This window comes from Pedobacter rhizosphaerae, from assembly GCF_900111155.1.
Lineage (GTDB): Bacteria > Bacteroidota > Bacteroidia > Sphingobacteriales > Sphingobacteriaceae > Pedobacter > Pedobacter rhizosphaerae.
Window position 1 is genome coordinate 343,997 of sequence record NZ_FOGG01000001.1, and the last position, 20,675, is coordinate 364,671.

Annotated in this window: 17 protein-coding genes; 5 read left to right on the forward strand and 12 right to left on the reverse strand. The window is 38.9% G+C overall.

From position 1 onward, the window contains the following. Positions 1-35 precede the first annotated feature (35 nt). The 3 genes from BMX11_RS01505 to BMX11_RS01515 all read left to right on the forward strand — a co-directional run bounded on the left by BMX11_RS01505 (position 36) and on the right by BMX11_RS01515 (position 5,777). Positions 36-3,230: a S41 family peptidase gene (locus tag BMX11_RS01505; RefSeq protein ID WP_090880280.1), complete on the forward strand. Its 3,195-nt coding sequence runs from the start codon at positions 36-38 to the stop codon at positions 3,228-3,230. Between the two features lie 258 nt (positions 3,231-3,488). Continuing rightward, a complete protein-coding gene (locus BMX11_RS01510) occupies positions 3,489-4,235 on the forward strand; it encodes a class I SAM-dependent methyltransferase (protein ID WP_090880282.1) in 747 nt (248 codons plus the stop codon). A gap of 9 nt (positions 4,236-4,244) precedes the next feature. Beyond that, positions 4,245-5,777, forward strand: a complete 1,533-nt coding sequence (locus BMX11_RS01515) for a rhomboid family intramembrane serine protease (RefSeq protein ID WP_090880285.1) — start codon at positions 4,245-4,247, stop codon at positions 5,775-5,777. Between the two features lie 7 nt (positions 5,778-5,784). Here BMX11_RS01515 and BMX11_RS01520 read toward each other — a convergent pair whose 3' ends face one another. From BMX11_RS01520 to BMX11_RS01570, 11 genes are all read right to left on the reverse strand, one after another. Then, positions 5,785-7,236 carry an alpha-L-fucosidase gene (locus BMX11_RS01520; RefSeq protein WP_090880287.1) on the reverse strand — a complete coding sequence of 484 codons (1,452 nt, stop codon included), beginning with the start codon at positions 7,234-7,236 and terminating at the stop codon, positions 5,785-5,787. Between the two features lie 129 nt (positions 7,237-7,365). Continuing rightward, positions 7,366-8,268, reverse strand: coding sequence for a glycosyltransferase family protein (locus BMX11_RS01525; protein ID WP_090880290.1), 903 nt, complete (start codon positions 8,266-8,268; stop codon positions 7,366-7,368). Positions 8,269-8,441: 173 nt separating this feature from the next. After that, positions 8,442-9,203: a class I SAM-dependent methyltransferase gene (locus BMX11_RS01530; protein WP_090880293.1), complete on the reverse strand. Its 762-nt coding sequence runs from the start codon at positions 9,201-9,203 to the stop codon at positions 8,442-8,444. Positions 9,204-9,221: 18 nt separating this feature from the next. Continuing rightward, positions 9,222-9,869 (reverse strand): class I SAM-dependent methyltransferase, encoded by a 648-nt coding sequence (locus tag BMX11_RS01535; protein WP_090880297.1) that lies wholly within the window; start codon positions 9,867-9,869, stop codon positions 9,222-9,224. Next, positions 9,866-11,185, reverse strand: a complete 1,320-nt coding sequence (locus tag BMX11_RS01540) for a flippase (protein WP_090880299.1) — start codon at positions 11,183-11,185, stop codon at positions 9,866-9,868. The genes BMX11_RS01535 and BMX11_RS01540 overlap by 4 nt, the downstream gene beginning before the upstream one ends. Positions 11,186-11,204: 19 nt before the next feature. Beyond that, the gene (locus tag BMX11_RS01545) at positions 11,205-11,726 is read right to left on the reverse strand and encodes a DinB family protein (protein ID WP_090880302.1); all 522 of its coding nucleotides are present in this window, start codon (positions 11,724-11,726) and stop codon (positions 11,205-11,207) included. Positions 11,727-12,360: 634 nt separating this feature from the next. Continuing rightward, complete coding sequence (locus BMX11_RS01550) at positions 12,361-13,059, reverse strand: YjjG family noncanonical pyrimidine nucleotidase (protein ID WP_090880305.1); 699 nt, start codon at positions 13,057-13,059, stop codon at positions 12,361-12,363. A 219-nt stretch (positions 13,060-13,278) separates the two neighbouring features. Then, positions 13,279-13,923 (reverse strand): uracil phosphoribosyltransferase, encoded by a 645-nt coding sequence (gene upp, locus BMX11_RS01555; RefSeq protein WP_090880308.1) that lies wholly within the window; start codon positions 13,921-13,923, stop codon positions 13,279-13,281. A gap of 77 nt (positions 13,924-14,000) precedes the next feature. Then, on the reverse strand, positions 14,001-15,269 hold the full coding sequence (locus tag BMX11_RS01560; protein ID WP_090880311.1) for a DUF7033 domain-containing protein: 1,269 nt from the start codon (positions 15,267-15,269) through the stop codon (positions 14,001-14,003). 142 nt (positions 15,270-15,411) lie between these two features. Continuing rightward, positions 15,412-15,918 carry a DUF6702 family protein gene (locus BMX11_RS01565; RefSeq protein WP_139180106.1) on the reverse strand — a complete coding sequence of 169 codons (507 nt, stop codon included), beginning with the start codon at positions 15,916-15,918 and terminating at the stop codon, positions 15,412-15,414. A 43-nt stretch (positions 15,919-15,961) separates the two neighbouring features. After that, entirely contained in the window at positions 15,962-16,627 is a 666-nt protein-coding gene (locus BMX11_RS01570) for a class I SAM-dependent methyltransferase (protein ID WP_090880316.1), read from the reverse strand. Between the two features lie 677 nt (positions 16,628-17,304). Here BMX11_RS01570 and BMX11_RS01575 point away from each other — a divergent pair. Continuing rightward, complete coding sequence (locus tag BMX11_RS01575; RefSeq protein ID WP_217643792.1) at positions 17,305-17,889, forward strand: HupE/UreJ family protein; 585 nt, start codon at positions 17,305-17,307, stop codon at positions 17,887-17,889. Between the two features lie 13 nt (positions 17,890-17,902). Next, on the forward strand, positions 17,903-20,275 hold the full coding sequence (locus tag BMX11_RS01580) for a M1 family metallopeptidase (protein ID WP_090880319.1): 2,373 nt from the start codon (positions 17,903-17,905) through the stop codon (positions 20,273-20,275). Between the two features lie 100 nt (positions 20,276-20,375). Here BMX11_RS01580 and BMX11_RS01585 read toward each other — a convergent pair. Next, positions 20,376-20,675: transposase (locus BMX11_RS01585; RefSeq protein WP_139180107.1), on the reverse strand; the 300-nt coding region annotated here is incomplete at its 5' end.

Below are 20,675 nucleotides of genomic sequence, written 5' to 3' on the forward strand. Positions count from 1 at the left end.
TTTTCAACTTTCCAAACATCCTTATACGCTTACTTATGATCAAATCTATCTTGAAAACGCTAAAAGTAGCAGTCCTTTTGATTCCTGCTTATACTTTTGCTCAAAATCAGACTTATTTTGCTGCATATCCAGCTTTAACGCCCGATGCACAAACTATAGTATTCAGTTATGATGGCGATATCTGGAAAATTCCGGTAAGGGGAGGTTTGGCCGTGCGTATAACCGCCATGCAGGGAGAGGAAATTAATCCGAAAGTTTCTCCCGACGGTAAGTGGCTGGCTTTTTCTTCTAATCAGTTTGGTAATCAGGATGTGTATATCATGCCTATGGCTGGTGGAGATATCAAGCAGCTTACCTTTAATGATGCTGCCGACGAGGTAGACAACTGGGCTTGGGATTCTAAAACCATCTATTTCACTTCATCGCGATATAACTCTTTTTCCAGCTACAAGGTGAGTGTTAATGGGGGTACCGCCACCCGTCTGTTCGAAAATTATTTCAATACCACTCATCACATTGCCGAAGCACCAGACGGACAATTGTTTTTTAACGACACCTGGGAAAGCTACCGTTTTGCTAATCGTAAGCATTATAAAGGAGCTTATAATCCGGATATTCAATCGTATAACCCTAAAACAAAAAGCTATAAGCGTTATACAGATTACATTGGTAAAGATTTTTGGACTACGGTAGATCAAAAAGGGAATGTATATTTTGTTTCTGATGAAGGAAATGAAGAGTATAACCTTTACACCATAAGCAACGGCAAAAAAACAGCATTAACCAAGTTTGACAGTTCTATTAAGCGTCCATTTGTAGCGGCTAATGGTTCAACAGTTGTGTTCGAAAAGGATTATCAGTTATACACCTATGATGTAGTGGGTAAGAAGACCGAAAAGGTCAATATTTCTTCGAGTAGAAACCAGGTATTGAGCAAAGAGCAAGAATATGACGTGCGTGGAAATATCTCTAATTTTGATGCCGCACTTGATGGTAAAAAGATTGCTTTCATCTCCAGGGGTGAACTTTTTGTAAGTGATGCTGATGGTAAATTCGTACGTAAGATTACCCATACCGGCGAAAGAGCGATGGAGTGTAAATGGCTGGCCGATAATAAAACCATCTTGTTTAGTCAAACGGCAAACGGATATCAAAATTGGTTTACCATTACTGGCGATGGTAAGGGTACAGCTAAACAGATTACAAAGGATAAGGCCAACAATAGGGATATCACTTTTAATAAAGCCAAAACGCTCGCCGTTTATTTAAGTGGCAGAAATGAACTTCGGTTAATGGATTTAAAAACGCTCGATAGCAAAACCATTGTTACGGATGAGTTTTGGGCCATACAAAATGCTTCTCCAAGCTTTTCGCCCAATGATGAGTATGTATTGTTTACGGCTTACAGAAATTTTGAGCAGGATATCCTGGTCCATCATATTAAAGACAATAAAACCATCAACTTAACCAATACCGGAGTTACCGAAACTAATCCGGCATGGTCGCCTGATGGGAAATACATCTTCTTTACCAGTGCAAGAACTAAGCCTTCTTATCCAACGGGAATGTCCGAAGCGCATATCTATAGCATGGCGCTGAACAATTACGACGAGCCTTACCGTTCTGATAAGTTTGATGAACTTTTTAAAGAAAACAAGCCAGAGCCAAAAGAGGTGAAGCCCGGTGTAAACCCTCCAAAAGATAGTAAGAAAACAATCGATACGGCAAAGAAAAAGGCTGAAACCAAGCCTACAGTTAAACCGGCAAATGTGATTAAGATTAATACCCAAGATATTCTCGACCGCATAGCCTTAGTTGGTCCTGCATTTGGAGGCCAGTATGGCACAGATGCCTTTGCCAAGGGCGATAAAACCTATTTGTTTTACAGTTCCAACCATGAAGGCGGTGCACCGGGAGTTTACCGTACCACACTAGAGCCTTTTGAAAACAGAAAAACAGAGAAAGTGGCAGACGGAGGTGGTTATCACATTATTCAGAGTGGAGACAAGTATTTTATACTCATTAACGGGGTAATTAATAAATATAATATTGATGCGAATAAAGCGGATAGGATAGACCATAACTACAGGTTTACCCGAAACCTTAATGCAGAGTTTAATCAGATGTTTTATGAAACCTGGGTGGGGCTTGATGAGAATTTTTACGATGAGAAGTTTCATGGTGTAGATTGGGAAAAAATGAAAACCCGTTACGCCGCTTATCTGCCCTATGTGAACAACCGCAACGATTTAAGGATTTTACTCAATGATATGTTGGGCGAATTAAATTCTTCGCACATGGGTTTCAATAGCAACGGTCCTGAAGAGCGTAAAAACCTCAATTATATTACCAATGAAACAGGAATTGTGTTTTCAAACGATAATCCCTTTAAGGTAGAACGTATTGTGGCGAAGAGCAACGCAGCGGCAACGGGAATTAATATTGCAAAAGGCGATGTCTTGAAAGCTGTAAACGGAATCGAAGTGGATGAAAAGATAGATAGGGATTATTATTTCAGTAAGCCATCACTGGATAAGGAAATGACCTTAACTTTTAATCGAAATGGTAAGGAGGTTGTTGCTAATGTACACCCTGAAAGTTCGGGAACACTGAGGACCAATCTCTACGATGAATGGATCACTAAAAACCGTCAAAATGTAAATAAATGGGGGAATAACCGGATTGCTTATTCTTACATGAAAAATATGGGCGGTGGTGAACTGGAGCGTTTCTTACTGGATATGATGGAGCAGGAGGAAAATAAAGAAGCCATTATTTTGGATCTTCGTTACAATACTGGTGGTAATGTTCATGATGATGTGCTTAAATTCCTTTCACAGCGCCCTTACCTGCAATGGAAATACAGAGGCGGTAAGTTGGCACCACAAAGTAATTTTGGACCGGCAGCGAAGCCAATTGTGCTGTTAATTAATGAGCAATCTTTAAGCGATGCAGAAATGACTGCCGCAGGCTTTAAACAATTGAAGCTGGGGAAGATTATCGGGACAGAAACCTACCGTTGGATTATCTTTACATCAGGAAAAGGCCTGGTTGATGGTTCTTCATATCGCTTACCATCTTGGGGATGTTATACCATGGATGGACAAAACATAGAAAAAGAGGGCGTTAAGCCAGATATTTATGTGAAAAATACTTTCGAAGACCGCCTGGCAGATAAAGATCCTCAATTGGAAAAAGCAGTAGCGGAGATATTGAAGGATTTGAAGTAAAATTTGGTACTGTTTAATTGTTTAATCGTCCAATCGCTTAATTGTTTGCCAGTTTACCAGTTAGTCAGTTAAACAATTAACCGACTAACCGGCTCACCAATTAAACAATTCCTCAGTTAAGCAGTTTGCCAGTTAAACAATTAAACAGTTAACCAACTAAGCAGCTCACCAGTTAACCGGCTCACCAATTAAACAATCAACCAGTTTATCAATTAAACAAACTTTTTCCGTTTCTTTGGTGCTTTGAAATTTTAGTTCATGGCAAATTTATTAACCGACAGGGCTTTTTGGGTAAATTATTGGGAAAGTAAAAAGGGATTGGCTGTTCAGTTGCCGTCAAATTACCTTTTTCATCCCCAGTTGGCGGATATCATTTCCAGAGATAAAGTTAAAACCGCTATAGAATTGGGCGGTTTCCCAGGGTATTATGCGGTATTCTTAAAAAAGTACTTCGACCTGGATGTTACCCTGCTCGATTACTTTGTTCATCCGCCTGTGGTAAATGAGCTTTTAGAAAAAAATGGTTTAACAGAAAAAGACATTCATATCGTTGAAACTGATCTTTTTAATTATCAGCCAGAGCAAACTTACGATTTGGTGCTCAGCTGTGGCCTGATAGAGCATTTTAATGATACCGCTGATATTATTAACCGTCATATCGCTTTTGTTAAACCTGGTGGTACGTTATTTATCACTTTGCCTAACTTTAAGGCCGTTAACGGTTGGTTTCAAAAGAATTTCGATAAAGAAAACTACGACAAGCATAATATCGACAGCATGAATCCCACCTTGCTTAAAAGCATTTGTGAAAAAGCTGGTTTAAAAGAGGTAAAGTCGGGTTATTTTGGTCGTTTCAGTGTATGGCTGGAAAATGAAGACCAAAAATCTGCTGGTGTTCGTTTATTTAAGAAGCTGGTTTGGCTAAGCGGTAAAATATTTACCAAGATTATTCCTTTCGAGAGCAAAAGTTTATCACCTTATATTATCTTAGAGGCAAGAAAATAATTGCGCTCTATGTCTGTAAGCTGGGGATATTCACCTAAAACCGAAAAATACATTCCTTTGGCAGGGTTTCCTGCAGATCAATACCTTATAGTGGCTCAGCAAGCCATTAAGAATCTAGGCTGGAGTTTGAGCCATCTTTCTGAAAGCGGACTGATTGCTTATACCAAAATTTCATTTCAATCTTATAGCGAGGAGATTTCGGTAAGGATTCACGGTGATTTTGCTGTGGTAAAAAGCGAATGTGTGGGGATTCAAATGCTTTTTAACGATTATGGAAAGAACGAAGCGAATTTAGCAAAGTTTTTCCATGAGTTTGAGTATGTAGAATTTCATCTAAAGGAAATTTGGGAAGACAGGTTGACTGTATTTCATCAACAGATTGCCGATCAGGATAAAAACTACTTTGAAAAGGCACCTCTGGCCACAAAAGATAAGATCAGGAATGTTTTGTACCTCTTTTTTCCGCAAAAAGGATATACCGTTACACCAATTCTGGTGCTGTTAAACACATTCTACTTCATCATCACATTTTTAATCTCAGCATACTTAATGCGCAATTTTATCCTTACCCAAGGCAATGCAGTCGATTATGGCTCCATTCAGCAGGAAGCAAAAAAGTTGGCTTTGGGTTTAGGGGTAAATCATCGCAACATGGTGTTGGATGGACAATACTGGCGTTTAATTAGTTATCAGTTTATACATGCTTCCATTAGTCATATTTTCTTTAATATGTATGCCTTAGTATATCTGGGTTTAATGATTGAGAATAAGCTGGGATGGAAGAAGTTTCTCTTCATATATCTGCTAAGTGGCGTTTGTGGCGGATTGGTTAGCCTTACTTTTCATCAGGAAACCATTATGATGGGCGCATCGGGAGCAATTATGGGTTTATACGGAGCTTTTATTGCTTTGCTGGTTAATAAATCTTACGAGAAAAATGCCACTAAAGCGCTCCTCATCAGTACCTTATTTGTTTCTGCGTTAGTCCTTATTAACGGAACTATGGGGAAAAGAGTGGATAATGCGGCCCATGTTGGAGGTTTTATCTCTGGTTTCTTACTTTGCTACATTTTAACTTTTACCATGGAGAAAACCCTAGCCTTAAAAAGCTGGGCCCGCTATGCTGCGGCATCCTTACTCTTTCTGTTGTTTTTTTCTGGAATGATCTATTTTAGTCCAAAATATCAAACAGAACTTTATCAGGAACTTAGTGCTAAGTTTAATACCAATTTAGAAGGATTAAATGGCATAATGCGTCTGAGAGTCTCGCTGCCTAAAGACGTAAAGTTGAATGCCATTAAAACTGATGGAATCGGTCCCACGGAAAAGAACCTCGAACTGGCTAAACAGATGGAAGAGCTAAAGCTAAAATCAGAAGATGCGTCATCGCGTGATAGACAAGTGAAGTTGGCTAGAGCTGCCCACCAGGCAGTTATGCTGATGTATAGAGATATTAAGTCTGATAGTACCTATCGCTATAGCAAACGAACGTCTAAAGCGATAGGTAAGATCTTTGAAATTATGTATTCAGAAGAAAAATAATCGTGGATTATGGGGTTTTCTTATAAAGCCCAAATTCGCTTAAAGTAAGGCAAACCGGCGATTGAGTGATGTTTAATCTCACTTTTGTTGTGGTTACAGCATCATTTAGTTTGATTAACCTTTTAGCACCAATACTGGTTCCTTTATAAACCTTTTGCCAGGTATTGTTAAACCAGATCTCCACATTATAAGATTCAATTCTTTGTCCGAGCGGAATATATTCTTGTAGGCTAATGATATCGAATGTTTGCGGTGCTTTAAGATCCAGTTCTAAGCTAGCGGTATGCATATCATCTGTGCTCGCCCAATAAGTTTCTTTATTTCCATCCAAGATCTGGCTTGCATCAAACTTTTTGCCCCTGGTGTTGCTGGCTACAATAGTGGCATTTTTGGCCAGGTTGTTGGCAAAAGTATTTTTAACGATGCTTCCAAAGGCTCTAAGTGCCTCTACATCATCCGCATGAAGTTGTCCGCGTGTATCTGGTGCTAAACCTAAATCTAATCCTGCTCCTCTGCCTACACTTTTTAAATACAGGTCGAATAAGTTTTCCGGGGTTTTAGGTTTTTCCGTTTCATGGTAAAACCATCCCTTACGTAAGGGAACATCGCATTCTGCAGGCATCCAGAATTTTCCATCTCTAATGCCCATAGGGCTTTGTGGGTAATTTGCCTGGCCCGGTACGGCTTCATTCTTGCCATCGGGTGCCATAGGCGTAAAAGTTGCCCAACTGGTTTCTGCTGCGTGACCGTCTTCGTTTCCAACCCAACGGATATCCCAACCAATATCGCTGAAGATATTTGCCATAGGCTGCATTTTACGGGTAATTCCCCAGGTGTTATTCCAATCGTAGTAAACGGTATTGTCGATAGAACGGCGCTCTCTCGCTCCTCCATAAAATCCATCACCACCATTAGCACCGTCAAACCAGCTAATAAAAAGTTGGCCATAGTTGCTGTATAATTCTTTCAGCTGCGCCTGATAAGTTGATAAATAAGCAGGGGTTCCGTAGTTAGGATTGTTACGATCCCATGGAGAACAATAAAGACCAAATTTTAATCCGTTTTTTCTAACTGCCTGTTCTACTTCTTTAACTAAATCGCCCTTGCCATTTCTGAATGGACTTTTACTGATGTTGTAATCGGTAGTTTTAGTGGGCCACAAAGCAAAACCATCATGGTGCTTGGCTACCAGAATAATTCCTTTAAGACCACCGGCTTTTGCGGCACTGATAATCTGGTTTGCATTGAAATCTGTAGGATTGAATGTCTTTGGATCTGCATCTCCAAAGCCCCATTCTTTATTTTCAAAGGTAGTTGGTGTAAAGTGTATCAAGCCATATACTTCAATGTCGTGCCAGGCCAGCTGCCTTTTAGACGGAACTGCACCGTAAGGCGCAGGTGCATTCTGGGCATACACCAAACTTGATAAAAAAAGGAGGATTAAGGATAATCGTTTCATAGTAAAAAATTGAATCCTAAAGTTAAGCCCAAATCCATTAATAAATTAAGGAATATCGGCTTTTTGTTAACGAATTTTGTTCTTCAGAGCAAATATTACTGAAAATAAGGGGTTTGTATGTGGCTGAAGCTATTTGTTGAGCTTTTCTTTAAGGAAACGTTTAATGCGATCCCATAAATTCCCTTTTCTATTGGCAAGGAAAAGTTTAATGGTTTGATAAACGCCAAGGTTTTCTTCAATCACATCAGGGAAAAAAGTAATGGGTTTAGGGTTGATGATTACATTGTAAATATCATTCATGCCCGAATGTACTCCTGTGCCATCATGCCCAATATTATTAACTAAAGATTGAGAAGGATTGAGTGTAAGTCCGCCCTTTAAGAAAATGGAGGCGTACCAGCGTATCGCCCAGCTGTTGTTCTTTCCCTTTTTAAATTCCTGCATCTGTTTCCAGAAATTCATGGTATTATCTATAGCAAAGGCAGATTTTTTTTGCTGATCGAATTGACCAATCAGTTTATCTATGTTCGGTTCAAAGTTTTCCCAAGCCCTTGCCCAGGTTGCCCAGCCCCAACTGGTAGCCGCACGGTAGAAGAAGGTTTCTGGTAAATTTTCGGCTTTTAAAGGATACATGTATGCGCCAATATGCATTACTTTTTCCGCTGTTCTGTAGCGATTTAGTGCATCGTTAAAATAGGTGAGGGTATGGGGAGAACTCACCAAATCATCTTCAAAAACAATTACCTGGCCGTAGTCTTTTATCAACTGACTAACACCTGCAATTACAGAATTTGCCAGGCCTGCGTTTACTTTGCGATCTATTACCTTTACTGATTTGAAGCCATCTACATTATGAATAATTTCTCTAACCTCCGCTACTTTTTGTTCGTCTTGCGAAGTTTTTGCCCCGTCAGAAAAAATATATAATCTGCTATCAGCAGCCAGCTCATTCTGTTGTAAAAACTTCAATGTCCTTGCCGTATGCTGCGGACGGTTGTAAACAAAAAGTGCTATGGGTGCTAGATTTTGCATATGTGTTATGGGAGTAAACTGCTCAGGTTTCTAATTATTAAGGTTCGTAATTACTATTTTACCACGAAGGCACCAAGAACATTAAGGCTTAAAAGTTTTGATGATATGAGCGTACATCTTCCATCCTGCCATCTTACATTTTTCAATTGTTTCGCATTATTTTAGATCGAACTTTAAAAAATATGCAAATTTGAATCAGACTTTTGTGTTAAAACCGTATAGGCATTCGCAAATTGCTCTTGTTTTTTAATGCCCAATAAATTTCCGAGCATCTTTTTTAAACGATATTCCAGTTCAATCTTTAGGTTCTTGGTAAATGTTTTTGGCGCTTTTCTATTGATAAACTCGTTGAATTTGGTCGTTTCAGGAGCAGTCATGGAAATCTTATCTGCTAATATTTCCAAACCTTCACTTTGTAATAAAAACCTGAGTGAAGTAGGGGTGTACATGTTGATGTGCCCATAATCCAAAAAATGCTTCATGCGTTTATCTACACCAAATCGGTAATCCTTAGGAACCTCAACAACAATATATTTGGCTACTCTTTTCAACTCGCGTAGCAAAATACGTTCGTGTTCTACATGCTCCAGCACGTGGGCCAGAATCACGAGGTCGAAAGTATCGTCTTCAAAAGGAATTTTATATCCATCAAACGACTGTGCAAGAACAAGCCTGGAGAGTTTTCTTTCATTGATCAGATCTACACCACTTTGCGCAATTTCTAATGCATACAGTTCAGGGGCAAAATGCCAGTCGTTTAAGAAATGCAGGATGCTTCCATCACCAGCACCCACTTCGAGTACCTTTTGTGGTTTAACACCTTTACAAACATCAACAATATTTTGTGCCTTGTATTTTGCACCCAGCATACGCCAGGCAACATCGCTATTGGTGTAAAAATTATCGTAGGCGGTTTTAACTTCTTCGCTTAACATGGTAGGGATAAGATTTGCTTAAATTTCTAAACAATTATCTGCTTTATAGAAAACAGAAGTTGCTTTTTCGTAAAAAAGCCCCGGAGAAATTCCACTGAAGCTGAGTTCCTTAAAGCCATTTTGTTTCAGAAATGCTCTTGCTGGCTCGTATACTTCACGCTCACTATCGTCTAACACCAATACGCCATGGCTGGATAATGCATCAATACTGTGTTTGCAGCAGTTCACACGGTCGCGCCCATCTACAATAATAATATCGAATTTTCTATTCAACAGCTTTGCTTTTTGAGCATATTCGCCATCCTTTTCCAGCTGACAGAAAATCATCTCAGCGTTGCCTGGACTGGTATTTTTTACACGGTCAAACCAACCTTTATCGTGTTCAACAGAAGTAACTGATTTAGCCCGTTCAGCATAAAATATGGTAGAACTTCCAGAGCCGTATTCGAAGATATCTTGCTCCTTATTAATGCGTTCCCTAATGAAATCAATAAAAGAGTAGGTTACCCAAGGCAATGCCCGACCCTTTCCATCTACGGCCTGCTTCTTATCAAAAGCAGTAAACCAACCGATGCTGTTTAAGTAGCCTTTATGGCCATAGGATAATAATGCCTTTAACCGATGGGGTTTGGCCAGGAGATGAGTTAGTGCTTTTAAAGTGCTCAACGTTTAAATATTTTTTGAAATGCCGTGACCAAAAATAATGATTTTAACATCATAATCCCTTGTTGACGGGTTTTGGGTATAAATAAAAGATAAAATGTTGAAACCGCGCAAGCGATAAGTGTAGCTATCGATGCACCTATTCCTGCATATTTCGGTATTAACCACAGATTTAGTAAAATGTTTACCAGGGCACCTGCGGCAGTTCTGTAGAAAGCTATTTTAGTGTAACCTTCTGCCAAAAGGTATTGGGAGCTGGCGCTGCCTAAAAAGACGAAAACGCCCGACCAAATATGGATAGAAAGCATGGCTCCCGCACCTTCAAATTTGTTTGAATAAAGTAAATGGATGATAAAATTCCCTAAAAAACTTACAACGACAGCGGTAGGGATACAAATAAAAATGAGTAAATCATACAAGTTACCCAATCTTTTGATATAACGGTCATGATCCGTTTTTCTCGCATGAATCAGCGCCGGAAAAACTGATGTAATGATAGCTACGGGAATAAAATACCAGGCCTCGCTCAGATTGGCCGCTGCACTGTAAATGCCTACCGCCTTGCTTCCTACATCCTTAAGCATTACCACATCAATTTTCATGTAGAGTGAAACCATTACGGCAGAAAGTATCAGCGGAGCTGATTGCTTAAGCAGAGATTTAGCCCGGATTCCACTATAAGTCCATTCAAAAATATTGAAGCCTCTTTTTTGATATATCAATACCAATCCAAATGCTAAAATCAGACCATCAAAAACCAATGCCAGAACAATATAAATAAGCGGCAGGTTTAAGGAAACGATTGTGATTTTAACCGCTGCAGAAATAATCAGACAGATGTTTTGTACCTGTACGACATATTTCGATTGTACCTGCGATTGAAAATAAACATCAATCACATTGAAAGATTTGAAGAACGAGGCCAATGCCAGCAAACCTACCATTAGCGTTAATGATTGCCCGGGAGTTGAAGACAACTGGTGACTTAACCCATAAATTCCCATGGCAATCGGAATTAACAAGGCATTCGTTATTATTCTTAGCCAAAGAGAAGTGCCTAAAATTTCATTTTTTTTATCTGGTTCCTGTACAATTTCCCTGATGATAAAAGTATCCAGGCCTAATGCACCTATAGCAGCCAGGATCGCTACCAAGGCTAATCCGAAATTCAGCTCCCCAAATGCATCCGGCCCTAAATATCGAGCTACCAATAGCCCAACAAGAAGGCTCAATATTTTTCCAAACATCAACCAACCCGTATTTTTCAAATACTTGTTAAATGCTTCTTCATCAAAACCTTTTATTACGGGTAATTTCATCAACGCAAAGATGTAAAAATTAAATGCTTTGCTGAAAACTCTTTTCTATGCGGTTAAGCTGTTTCAGGTGGTGTTTGAGATGAATTTCGATAAAGCGATGCCATTGTTTGGCGTTTAAATAACCCAGACGGGGATGCTTAGTCTTTTGATTTGAAGCAGCCTTTGAAATATTGGGATATGCTTTATTTAATGCATTTTCAAATTGGTGAATAAGTCGCATCGCTTCAGTTTTAGTCATTTTCTTTACCCGATCAATTAGCCTTTTAGGAACCTTGTATTTTTGAGGAGGCAAAGCACCCCAAAGCAAAATCAACTTCACTGTAAAAAACGTCTTCTGATCTTCTCCCTTGCCGTTGATGCAGTTTTCTAAAGCCATTACTGATAATATACTCGAATCAAAAATATGAGCAAAAACTTCGCTGTAGCTCCAGCCGGCAATAGGAGGAGTCGTTTGAAAAACCGCTTCATTATAGTGGAGTAATTTTGCTTTATAAGTATCCACAATTTGGTGAATAGAAGTATTGACTTTTGAAACCATCATTCAATAAAGATAAACCGAATTACCTTTTATCCAAAAATGACAACAAAATAGAGCGGTAATTTAGCTTATGGAAAGTTTAAATTTTTTAAAAGGTGAAAAAAATTGAACCATGTAAGCCATAGAAGAAAAATAGGAAGCAGGTGCATTGGCTCAGTATAGGCTTTCATGAAGCAAATAGCCACCCCCACCACTACACAGTCGCCCGCAGCCCCTCCTCGAAAAGTAGGGGAGTTGGGGATCTTGATTTGTTTCCTGAGTGCATAATGGTTTTAGCCACGGAAACACGGAAGGCACAGAATTTAATTTTATTACTAAAGGCACGCTAGCATTTCTCTGTGTGCTATTGCCAATAGCGAAGCTATCTCTGTGTGCTCCGTGTATTCCTCATTTTCTCTGTGGTTAAATCTTTGCGTTAAACCCTGCAACCTTTGCGGTTCAAAGAGAAACTTATTATTATGGTATGTACGGTAAAAAGAATTGAACCATTTAAGTCATATAAAAAAATAAGAATTAGCTTTCAGTTTTCTACTTATATGAATTTACCAGACTAAGCGCATTGCTAAGCTAAATGATCTTGCGTGTCTTATATGGTGAAAAAAAATGCACCATGTAGGCCATGGTTTTCACAACTACGCTAAAACAGTTCCAATAACTCTTTAAGATGTAGAATTTCCTTTTTTACGTTCTCAGGCTTTTCCTTTTGAGTTGGGTTAAAAAAGATCGCCTCCATCCCAAAATTCAAAGCGCCATAAATATCGGCTTCTAAACTATCACCGATCATGATACTTTCTTCCTTTTTAGCCTTTGCTTTATCTAAGGCGAACTCGAAAATAATTGGACTGGGTTTATTAACGCCTACATCTTCAGAAATAATTACATTTTGAAAGTAAGGATTTAGCTTGGAAAGATGCATCTTGGTTAAAGTGGTTTCCTTAAAGCCATTAGAGATAATATGCAGCGTATATTTCTGCTGTAAGTAAGTTAAAACATCTTCTGCACCATCAAATAAGTTGGTTTTGGTAGGAGAGATGCTTACATAATCATCTTCAAATTGATGTGGCACTGCATCCGGATGAATACCCATTTGCAAAAAGGTTTTGCTAAAGCGCTCTGAACGCAGAAATTCCTTGGTTATCTTCCCAAGGTGATAATCTGCCCACAGCTGGTGATTGTTTTCCGTGTATGTCGCAATGAAATCGGCACAGGAATTTAAACCTAAGTCGCCCAGTTTGTACGTGTGATAAAGCTCATTTAAGGTTTCCTCCGCATTGCGGTCGAAATCCCAAATGGTATGATCGAGGTCAAAGAAGATATGTTTTTTGGAATGATGCATGTAAAGGCAAAGTTCGCAAAGATTTTTCGCAAAAACGATGTTGTTTAAAATGTAAGATGTTATAATGGAATTATGGACGACGGACCCTGCCTATAGCAAGCCCTCCATCATACATTTCTCCATTTTACATTAAAGGTAAGATGTAATAATGGAATTATGGACGACGGACCCTGCCTATAGCTAAATATTCCCTCTTCCATTTACCCATTTTACATTAAACTATACTTTTTCCCCATAAGCTAAATCTCCAGCATCTCCTAAACCGGGAACAATGTAAGATTTGCTGGTCATTTCCTCATCAATGGCGCCCAGCCAGAGTTTGGCCTTTGGTAAATTTGCACGAACATGCGCCACGCCTTCAGTGCTGGCAATGGCGGCTACAATATGGAGCTCGGTTATCTTATATCGGTTAATGAGTTCTTTACAACACATTACCATGCTTTGTCCGGTAGCCAACATGGGGTCGGCCATAATTAATACGCGGTCGTTTAAATCCGGACTAGAGATATAATCCATCTGAATGACGAAATCACCACTCTTCTTTACTTTTCGGTAAGCAGAAATAAAGCAGCATTCAGCTTTATCATAAATATTAAGCAATCCTTGTTGAAGCGGTAATCCTGCCCTTAAAATGGTGGACAGAACTGGCTGCTGGTCCAATACTTCACAGGTAGAAACACCCAATGGCGTAACCACGTCCTTGCTTTCATATTTTAGATTTTTACTGATTTCATAAGCAAAAAATTCACCAATACGCTCTAAGTTCTTGCGAAAGCGCATAGAATCTTTCTGGATGTTTTCATCCCGTAATTCGGCAATGAAAGTGTTGGCAATGGATTTGGTTTTGCTGAGATTAAAAATCATGATCAATAAAGGGCTATACGGGTGTCTTATCTTCCGTTAAATTTAAGGTTTATATTTTTCAATGCACCAAAAATTGTTCAATCTCCTACAGATTGTAGCATTTCTGTGAAGAGGGTTCTCAGCTTTTTATACTTTAAATGATCTGATAGACTTCTCAATTGCCAGGTGCTGTAAAATGTACCATTTACCACCTTCACCTGATCTATTAGATGGTTAACTGTTTTTTTTCCTTCTTCCAGCGGTAGAAACTGAAGGGCTTGATCGGTCATACAATAAGCATTCACTTTCAAGGTTGTGGCTTTCTCTAGCTGTAAGTCGTACCAGTTGAATGGCGTACAGGTACCGGCTCTAAATCCGATGGTATCGGCATAACCCATAGAAAAATCAGCTATAAAACCTGAACTCAGCAGGTTAAGGTAGCAAATCGGGAATTTTAAAATTTCCAATTGCTGGCTGGTGAGGTGAATTAGCTCAGGATGTATCTTTTTGAGCTTAATCAGGTTGTCTTTTATAGTTGAGATACCTTGCGGACTATCCGCACAGGGTCTTAGTAGTCCAACTGCTTTTTGCGATAAACATTTACTGAGTCCGTTTACCCGCAAGTAAGGGGTAGGGATATCTGGAAAATTAACAAAGTAAAGTGGCTTTGTCTTTTTATGGGATAGCCATTGGGTCACCGCATTCAATACCTCTTCATTATTGATGTCAACTCCTGTTAGGCGGTCGAACTTGCTGCTCAGATAGCGGTTGCGTTTCTGAAAAAAAGCGCCGAATAAAAACTTTGATTTATTAATAAAGCCCTTAGGTAAGCGTGGACTAACAGTAAAATTGATAGTGGGGTGGTGACTGAAATGTTTCTGATGAAACTTAAAGTCTGGATATTTTTTGCGGATCAGGTTTTTCAGCATCAATGCCCATTCGTCAATAATTGGGCGGTTTAAAATCCTCCACTTATATTGAAAGCTCTTATTTGCCTTAAATTCTTCTGTTGTCTTCTTTTGGAAAAGATATTCTTCATATCTGCTGAGGATAAAAAATGAGGCCGCAAAAACATCAAAAGGTAACGCCGAATCCTGTACGGCAAAGGGCACCTGATAATCTCCAAAAGTTATAGGCTTTAGCAGGGCTTCTTCAACTTTATTAGAGAATAGGAGTGGCGTACTTTTAAAAAAAAGTTCATCGGCCAAAGGCTGTTCCCCATAACTTACTTTGGGGAGGCTGCTTTGTATAAAGTATTGACTATTACCGGTAAATTCTACTTCAACCTTCAAAATATCCTTAAACAGGAAACTAAAGATATACTTAATCCTCGGTGTCAAAACAGTAGAGAAGATGATTAGATGCATAGCTTATTTAAACATTAGGGGGCAAATATTAAACTAAGGTTACAACAAATTTTCCTCTCGGAAATATGACTACTACGTAAAACGCAACATTAAAATTAATGTTATTTTAATGTTGATTTTATATCTAATACAAAAATTACAATTAAAAGTTTGCAGTAAAGGTTTGGTCGGGATAGAGGATTTTTGTGCTTTTGCGTATGCTTCCCTTTACTACATGAAGGATGCTCATCTGGTCGTCAAACTGGTCGTAAAGGATTGTATTACTTACCGTTACTGATTTTAAGGAGGCTATTTTTTCTACTTCCAGGTAAATGTTCGTGGCTTCATGATCGATTTCAAAACCAATATAATTTAAGGTAACCGCTTTGCCGTTGGCCTTTAATTGGAGGTGAGAAATCAAGTATTTCTTAACCAATTCGTCCATGTTCTTTTTTAACGCAGGATTCGAAAGATCAACCTTCTGTTTGTAAAGTTTAGCTAAAACGGCTTCAAAGTCGTCGGTAAAAATTTTACAGCTTAGCTCCAGTGTCTTGTCTTTGGCATTATAACTTACCTCGGTCGTACTTACATGTAAAGGGTGTTTGTTGCTTGCAGCTAAATTTAGACAAGTAAATAAAAAAAGGTAGAAGAAATATTTAAATCTGCGCATGAACATAAGTATTGTTTAAAACGCAAAGTTAACATTAAACGTACTATTTGTTGAACATAATTAAGGTGTTATGGCCATTCCTTTCGATATTCAGGTTCTGGAATTTTAATTTGGAGAAAATGTTTTTTAGCTTTTGATGAGAGGGATGAACATGGGTGAGCTTAATGCCAAGTTTTTCGTTGAGCCAAAAGCTAAACTTAATGATTAGTTTTTTGAGCGGTCTTTCTACCTGTAATTCCTTGTTTAAGAAATCTTCATTGTTAACAATGATTAAGCCTTTTCCCCCAACATTTAACAGGTCATAAATCTGATGGGCAAACTGTTTGTCGTTTAGGCAATAATACCAACAGATTCTGTTGAAGAGCACGTCGAATTTGCCTTTGGCTTCTTCCAGATAACCCAGGCTAAAGTTAATCTTCACTTTGCTGTTTTTTGCCTTTTCCCGGGCAATCTTGAGGTAGTTCTGGCTAATGTCGTGCCAGGTAACCTGCGCCCCACGTTGGGCAAAGGCCAAGCTAAATTGCCCTGGGCCACCACCCAAATCAAGCAAGGTTCTGTTTTCTAAGGCTCCCAGTTGGCCACATATTTTGTCTACTACATCATTATCCAGTTTTTGGTACTCATTATCAGCATATTTTGCAGCAAAGGCTGCAGGAACAGGATCATAACCTTTTTCGGGTCTTTGAAAGTAGTATTTTAATTTAACCATGTTATCTGATTTTTAGGGTTGGAATAAATATAAGATTTAGAGTTGTGAAACTTGAGAACAGTCTGGTTTACAATCTCATATGAAAGTAGGGTTCTCTAATGAATTTGGATTTCTAGTATAGCAACAGATTGAATCCTGTTAGTAAAGATGCTGAAACAAGTTCAGCAGGACGATCTTGGGGATAACAAGACAATTTCGATGGAGATCACTTTCAATAAATCCATCCTGAAAATTCTTAAAAATTCTATCCAAAATCCTTGGAGGGCATCTCATAAACCAAACTTCTAATCGCAAATGTCACGATGAGCTTGTAGAAACGCCCTAATAATGTTTAATCAGGTCCTTCGATAAGCTCAGGATGCCAACGATGCAGATCTCTTTCAAATCAATCCACTTTGAAAACCCTTCAAAAATCCGTCACCCTGAACTTGTTTCAGGGTCTTTAATATAAGTTGTTGGAGAAGGCTGTGACGAACTCATCTGCCTGGGATGGTAAAAGATTGAGTCAAGCAAAAAAAGGTCTAAACTCAACCTTCTAAGTCCCAATCTAAATTTGATTATTTTCACTATTTAGTAACAAATTTGGGATTTATACCTATGTTTTTGTCTAGTTTTCCTGATTTTGTAAATAAAAATTTAATTTTAAGCTTTATAAAGCCCAAATAAAATATTTATTAATGCCGTTGCAAGATTTTATCTTTTATTTTAAACTAGGTTGGGAACACATTATCAGTGCGGATGCATTAGATCATCAACTCTTTATTTTAGCTTTGGTTGCTATATATAGCTATCATAATGTTAAGCAGGTGCTGATTTTGGTAACCGCATTTACGCTGGGGCATTCCTTAACACTTTTGTTAAGTGTAATGGATATTATCCGCTTTGATAGCAAATGGGTAGAGTTTTTAATTCCCTGCACCATTGTTGTTACGGCACTAAGCAACCTGTGTAGGAGAAATTTCTCTCTAAAATCGGTAAAGATTAATTACTTTTTTGCCTTAGGTTTTGGCTTAATCCATGGGATGGGCTTTGCCAATTCTATCCGCATGATGCTGGCCAAAGATCAAAACATTGGCTGGGGTTTGTTTGGATTTAATGTAGGCTTAGAGGCGGGTCAGGTATTTATGGTGATGATTATCCTGCTCATTACATTTATTATTTTTAATTATACCCGAATCAAACGCCTGAGTTGGGTGTTATTTGTTTCGGCAGCCGTATTTAGCCTGGCTTTAAAAATGGCTTTAGAAAGAATCCCTTTTTAACAACTAACATATTATGAATAAATTGTTTACTCTGTCTGGTTTACTGCTGCTTACTGGCAGTTTAGCCACGGCTCAAAACATTCAGAACAATCCTGGAAGCAACCACGGGAATAAGTTCGAACAATTGGGCACCATCCTACCTACGCCAAATGAACAACGCACTGCGAGTGGCGCACCAGGTGTAAAATATTGGCAGCAAAGAGCAGATTACAATATTAAATGCGAACTGGACGAGAAAAACCTCCTGCTTACTGGTTCAGAAACGGTAACTTATACCAATAATTCTCCCGATCCCTTAACTTATATCTGGTTGCAGTTGGATGAAAACCAGCACAGCACCGATAGGAGTGCCAACTATCAGGATGCTACCAAAATGCCAGAGATGGGGACCACTGCGAGTCTGGATAAGTTGAGCGCCAAAACGAATAATGGTTACGGAATCAACATTACCAGGTTAACCGATGCTTTAGGGAAAAACCTCAAATATACGGTTAACAAAACCATGATGCGGATCGATTTGCCTGTGGCATTAAGATCAGGCCAACAGTTTATCTTCAACATTGATTGGAATTATAAAATTAGCGATAGAATGAGCATTGGCGGTCGTGGAGGGTATGAATATTTCCCTGCTGATGGCAATTACTTATTCACCATGACGCAATGGTACCCACGCTTATGTGTGTACAGTGATTTTCAAGGTTGGCAGAACCACCAGTTTACCGGTAGGGGTGAGTTTGCTTTAACCTTTGGCAATTTCAAGGTGCAGATGACGGTTCCTGCAGATCACCTGGTGGGATCAACCGGAGAGTGTATCAACTATAGTGCAGTATTAAATCCAACACAGTTAAGCCGTTACAACAAAGCAAAAACTGCTGCGGCACCTGTAGAAATTCAAACGTTGGAAGAAGCGAAAATTGCAGAAACAAAGAAAGCAAGTACCAAGAAAACCTGGGTTTTTCAAGCCAACAACGTCCGCGACTTTGCCTGGACAGCTTCCCGTAAATTCATCTGGGATGCCATGCCTCAGAAGATTGAAGCCAATAACAATACCGTAATGTGCATGAGCTTTTACGGTAAAGAGGCCTACAACCTGTACAGTAAATATTCTACCCGTGCTGTGGCACACACCATTAAAACTTATTCAGATTTTACTATCCCATATCCTTATCCCGTTGCACAAAGTATTGAAGCTGCAAATGGAATGGAATATCCCATGATTTGTTTCAACTATGGCCGTACAGATGTAGATGGAACTTATAGTGAAAGTACTAAAAACGGTATGCTGGGCGTAATTATCCACGAAGTTGGGCATAATTTCTTCCCCATGATTGTAAATAGTGATGAGCGCCAATGGACCTGGATGGATGAGGGCTTAAATTCTTTTGTAGAGTATTTAACAGAGGAGCTTTGGGATAACAAATTTCCTAGTAAGAAAGGGCCGGCGCATACCATTGTAGATTATATGAAGCTTCCAAAAGATGAGTTGGAGCCAATTATGACGAATTCGGAAAATATTGCCCGTTTCGGTCCCAATGCTTATTCTAAACCCGCAACAGGCTTAAATATTCTTCGTGAAACCATCATGGGTAGAGAACTTTTCGATTATGCATTTAAAGAGTATGCAAGAAGATGGGCTTTTAAACATCCTGAGCCAGCAGACCTATTCCGTACTATGGAAGATGCCAGTGGTGAAGATTTAGATTGGTTTTGGAGAGGATGGTTTTATGGGACAGATCCTTGTGATATTGCCCTGGATACAGTAAAATTCGCTAAAGCTGATTTCCCTAAAGATGTTCCGGCGGCAAGAGCCAGAATGGTTAAAGTTGATCGCCCTGCGGTAAATGCATTTGAAGATATTTCGAAAATCAGGAACCGGGAGGATAAAAGGATTAACTTTTACGTAGATAAAAATACTGCAGCACAGGATTTCTATTATAAGTATGCCAGGGGTATGGTCACTGTAGATACCACCACCGCTACAAGGGTAGAAACAGTACTGCCGCTTGAACCTGTTCCGGCTTCAGAACAAGGTAAGTATAAAGAAAAATACCTTTACGAGCTAAGCTTCAGCAACAAGGGTGGTTTAGTAATGCCAATTATTGTTGAATTTACTTATAAAGATGGCACCAAGGAAATAGACAGAATTCCTGCTCAGATTTGGAGACATAATGAGTTGAAAACATCGAAGTTCTATGTAAAGGATAAAGAAGTAGAATCGATACTGGTTGATCCATTGAGAGAAACAGCTGATATTGATACTTCAAACAACAGTTGGGGAGGTAAAGCTAAAGAAAGCAAATTTCATGCTTTCAAAGCTAAATCTGGTGGAGCGGTTAGAGGCCAGTCTGTTGGTACTAACCCCATGCAGAAAGCAGCTGGTAAGTAATAAAGGTAATATTTAGATAAAAAGTCCTGTTGAACATCCTGTTCAACAGGACTTTTTGTTTGTGTCCATGGTCCGTGACTCACCATAAGTGTTCGGAAGATCACTTTGGGGGAATTTTAAGTAATAAATCTACTTTATTAGGATCACCACCACATAAGGCCACAATATCTTTCATCAATAATTTTTCCAGCTCATTCAAGAAGTGTTGTTTCATGATTTTATATCCTTTCAGCCCATTAATTTCTTTATAGGTTAATAGGAGTGTTGCGGCAATCATGGTAGTGTAAAGTACTACCATGATGCCATTTTCACTTCTGTTTATTAGATGGCTGAAATTTAATTCCTGTTTGAGGAATTTGAAGAAGACTTCAATATCCCATCTGCTTTTGTATAACAGGGT

Coding starts and splice junctions, on each gene's coding strand:
- BMX11_RS01505 (WP_090880280.1), top strand. CDS start 36: ATGATCAAATCTATCTTGAAAACGCTAAAAGTAGCAGTCCTTTTGATT.
- BMX11_RS01510 (WP_090880282.1), top strand. CDS start 3,489: ATGGCAAATTTATTAACCGACAGGGCTTTTTGGGTAAATTATTGGGAA.
- BMX11_RS01515 (WP_090880285.1), top strand. CDS start 4,245: ATGTCTGTAAGCTGGGGATATTCACCTAAAACCGAAAAATACATTCCT.
- BMX11_RS01520 (WP_090880287.1), bottom strand. CDS start 7,236: ATGAAACGATTATCCTTAATCCTCCTTTTTTTATCAAGTTTGGTGTAT.
- BMX11_RS01525 (WP_090880290.1), bottom strand. CDS start 8,268: ATGCAAAATCTAGCACCCATAGCACTTTTTGTTTACAACCGTCCGCAG.
- BMX11_RS01530 (WP_090880293.1), bottom strand. CDS start 9,203: ATGTTAAGCGAAGAAGTTAAAACCGCCTACGATAATTTTTACACCAAT.
- BMX11_RS01540 (WP_090880299.1), bottom strand. CDS start 11,185: ATGAAATTACCCGTAATAAAAGGTTTTGATGAAGAAGCATTTAACAAG.
- BMX11_RS01545 (WP_090880302.1), bottom strand. CDS start 11,726: ATGATGGTTTCAAAAGTCAATACTTCTATTCACCAAATTGTGGATACT.
- BMX11_RS01550 (WP_090880305.1), bottom strand. CDS start 13,059: ATGCATCATTCCAAAAAACATATCTTCTTTGACCTCGATCATACCATT.
- upp (WP_090880308.1), bottom strand. CDS start 13,923: ATGATTTTTAATCTCAGCAAAACCAAATCCATTGCCAACACTTTCATT.
- BMX11_RS01560 (WP_090880311.1), bottom strand. CDS start 15,269: ATGCATCTAATCATCTTCTCTACTGTTTTGACACCGAGGATTAAGTAT.
- BMX11_RS01565 (WP_139180106.1), bottom strand. CDS start 15,918: ATGCGCAGATTTAAATATTTCTTCTACCTTTTTTTATTTACTTGTCTA.
- BMX11_RS01570 (WP_090880316.1), bottom strand. CDS start 16,627: ATGGTTAAATTAAAATACTACTTTCAAAGACCCGAAAAAGGTTATGAT.
- BMX11_RS01575 (WP_217643792.1), top strand. CDS start 17,305: ATGCCGTTGCAAGATTTTATCTTTTATTTTAAACTAGGTTGGGAACAC.
- BMX11_RS01580 (WP_090880319.1), top strand. CDS start 17,903: ATGAATAAATTGTTTACTCTGTCTGGTTTACTGCTGCTTACTGGCAGT.